Here is a 3,454-nt window from a genome sequence, read left to right as displayed (position 1 = left end):
GACCATAAGCTCTCCCGAATCAGGAGAGCAGATTAACCCCTGGATCTAATTTCAGGCGTCGGATATGGATCACTTTCGCACCGTTGGTAACACTTTGCGATGTCCCATGCTTCGGTGGCCTCGTCTTGCTCCTTAGGCCATTCGAATCGATCCGGGTTGGCGAGGACGAGCGCGTCTTCATAACTTCGCGCGCAGCTGGCTGCTTCGGGGACCTCTGGAATCTGATACGCGATGCGGCGGCAACCACTAATCTTTTCTTTTGCAGATTTTACAAGCAACTCACCCGGCGAGATTTGCCAGCCGTCTGCATCCTTGGAGTTGGGTGGGCGGAACCAATCCTTGATTGCGGCATTTGATGTGCGCTGACCTTCAGCTACAGGGCACTTCTCCCACGTAGTAATAACTTTTCCCTTCTTGTTCTCTTTCTCAATTGGTTTGGTGGAATCCAAATCCGTGACAACTAGCGTCTTGAGTTCAAGGAAGTCCAGCAAGGGGTAAAAGATATGAGAATACGCACCACCGACCTCAACGCAGGTTACGTACTGCCTGGCCAGCTTGTGTTTGTCGTCCAGTGACTTGTCCACGAGACCGCACAGTCGCGGCATCAGAAGTCGCTCAGTGGTCCCCTCTACCATAATTGCCTTGTCGGCAAAGTAGAGGTCACACTTGGTTAAGGTCATGTATTGATGGAGGAAGTCCTGGTCATCAGCCGATATATTTGCCATCCCCTTCTTGAAGTCCTTGACCTTAGTTCGCCGCGCATTCGGCGTTTTGGGTGCCTCGTTCAAGAAATAACGTACGGCCTCGAATGAGGCGGCATTCGCCACGTGCGGTGAATGTGTCGTGATCAAAAACTGTACTTTCCATGTGGGCTCGTCCGGATACGTGGCAGAGAGTTTTTTGATTGCGATGTTCAGTTGATTGATGAACACTTCTTGCATCTGAGGATGCAGGTGAGCTTCTGGTTCTTCGATGAAAATTAGGTGCGTGACGGGGCGGGTTGGCTTTGCGCGATAGATTTTGTGGTAGCTCTCCAGCTGCAAGAGCATATAAATGAGATTTCGCGTCCCTAGACCGTTGTAGCCTTCGGGAAGGTGAACTCCGTCTGCGCCCGCGTATACCACCCTTGTGTGGTCCGACAGAAGCGCCTCGACGTTGAGCGATGTTTCTGGCCTTAGCTCGGCGTCATTGAGACTCGGGAAGCCCAGAACCTCCATCGTCGGAAGGAGCTTCTTAAGCATTGCGTCAAAGTCCCCTTGAACGCCGCGTTCGATCTCTTCCACGGAAGACTTCAGCTTCGCTGCCAGTTCTTGATCGGCGGCGGCGGCTGTTGGGGCCGAGGCTGTCTTGAAAAGCGTGCTCAGCAATTTTCCGATCACGTCAGCGTCGCCTTGGCTAGCGTGGTCGAGGGTGCGCTGTGCTCGGACAAAATTACATTGGACGAGAGCCGAAAGAGCAGAGACTCCTTCAAAAACACGTCGATTGGTTTGATCTGTCGGATCAATGGCGCTGACGTTTATGGAATATGCCTTGGGAATCGTGTCGCGCAATGATCTGAGGAAATGAGAGTTTTTCTCTACGCCTTCCGCGGGCGCAGCGATGTCGAACATGATGGGGAGCGTATCTAAGATCGGCTTATACTCCACACGCACCAATGCCTTTGTGCATGCGACATCCAAGTCGATGACAAATGGAGCCAGGGGGCCTAGATTGGGTGCGGCGGCGTCGTACTCGAATGTCAGCGTGAGGGCGATCATTGGAAACGCTGCCAGCACATCTTCAGGTTTTGCTCCACTTTCCCTTAGTTTTTTCGCTTCGAAGAATTTTGTCCGTGAAGCTGCGGAGAAGTCCTCCAGCCGGAAGCGAGCTCCGCTTTGGCCAATGAAGCGATCAAAGACATCGGTGAGAGAAGTCTTTCCGCTATTGTTTCGACCGACTACCACAGTCGAGCTATCTTCCAGCATGATCTCAACATCCTGGAGGAGTCGGAAACCTTCGACCTTTACTTTCTCAATTCTCATCTTTCCCCCATCTTCGCATCAATTATTAAATAGATGACATTTGCCGATTCTGAGCATTTGGATCGCATGGACATACTTTTTTAGATTCATCGCCAACTACGTCATCACCAATATATCCTTTCAAAGCAGTCATTTATTGACGGATGTAGGGCTGGCACATCTGAGTCCGTTGTCAAGCATTCGAATTAGTCGAACGAGCTTCCGTATCTGCCGAAAAATACAATTATACAAATAGATAATAAACGAAATACTTCCTTGCGTCTCCGCTTCGTGGACCACGCTGCTCCAGGTTCGCTGCTCGCTCATCCCTGACGGGACTGGCATTCGCCAGCCTTCCACATCCCTGACGCTTACGGCCCGGCTTCCAGCTTCGGGCCTGCGTGCTCCGCTTACGTGCGATCTGCACATCGCGGCGGCCGTTGCCATGCCCAGCCGTCTCTCCTGACTCTATCACCTTACTCGCGACTGTAGCCCGTGGCCGCGTGCCGTCAAGGCGCGTCAGGCCGAGTCCTCGGCTGCGCCTGCGGGCCGCACCACCCTGACGCTTTCCTCCTTGACGGCCCACGTCCGTGGGCTCCTGACCGTCGCGGGCGATGAACTCAGGAAAGACGGTGGCAACAGGGCCAACCGGGTTCCTCGTGCCAACCGCACCGAACAGCCGAAAGGCTGGGCTCCGAATCTAGGAATCCGGTGTGCGGTTTGAACAGCAAACCCTTTTCGTCAGGAGAAAGATCATGCAACTCGCATCCCGTTCCCCGGTGCTGCGCAGCGATTTCCCGCTGTCCGATGACCAGATTCACCGCGTGGCCCCGTCCATCTTTGCGGAAGCGCCCCACGAAAGCCGTTCCCAGCATTACGCCTATAAATGGCACGCATTCTGCGCCCTTGCAGGACAGAATGATGCCGGAAAAGCAAACCGTCAGGCGATACGAAGACGAAAATCACACACTGACGGAGAAAAAATCATGGCTATTTCCCTGCATACCACCCGGACAAGCGCCCCTAACACCGCAGCGGCGACCAGCGTATCCCCGCTGGACCCGTCAGGCTCCTCAAAAACGAAATTTTCTAAAACCAGAAAGGAAATTTATCAGACCGTTACCGCCAACATCATTGCAGCACTTGAAGCCGGTATAAAACCGTGGTCCTGCCCGTGGCAACGGGTATCCGGCATGTCTGGTCTGCCATCGAATTACGCAACCGGCATGGCCTACAGCGGTATGAACATCATGTTGCTGTGGTGCAGCGCATCTAAGCAGGGGTTCAGCGATTCCCGCTGGATGACCTACAAACAGGCACAGGCGGCAGGTGGACAGGTTCGCAAGGGTGAGCATGGGACAACAGCCATTTTCTATACGACCATGGAAAAGGAAAACGACGCCGGTGACGTTGAACATATCCCGATGCTGAAAACTTTCACCGTATTTAACGTT

General features: G+C 53.4%; 2 protein-coding genes. One reads left to right on the top strand and one right to left on the bottom strand.

Going from position 1 to position 3,454, the window contains the following annotated elements; all coding sequences use genetic code 11:
* Positions 1 to 32: 32 nt before the first annotated feature.
* Positions 33 to 2,021 (bottom strand): ATP-dependent nuclease, encoded by a 1,989-nt coding sequence (locus ACI2JR_RS28105; protein WP_462480088.1) that lies wholly within the window; start codon positions 2,019 to 2,021, stop codon positions 33 to 35.
* A 965-nt stretch (positions 2,022 to 2,986) separates the two neighbouring features.
* On the opposite strand from ACI2JR_RS28105, the gene ACI2JR_RS28100 reads away from it, so the two are divergent.
* Positions 2,987 to 3,454: ArdC-like ssDNA-binding domain-containing protein (locus ACI2JR_RS28100; protein ID WP_462480089.1), on the top strand; the 468-nt coding region annotated here is incomplete at its 3' end.

The organism is Klebsiella sp. NPDC088457, assembly GCF_044900465.1.
Classification (GTDB): Bacteria; Pseudomonadota; Gammaproteobacteria; order Enterobacterales; family Enterobacteriaceae; genus Klebsiella.
Note: the sequence above shows the minus strand (reverse complement) of the source record. Positions and strands in the feature narration are given on the sequence as shown.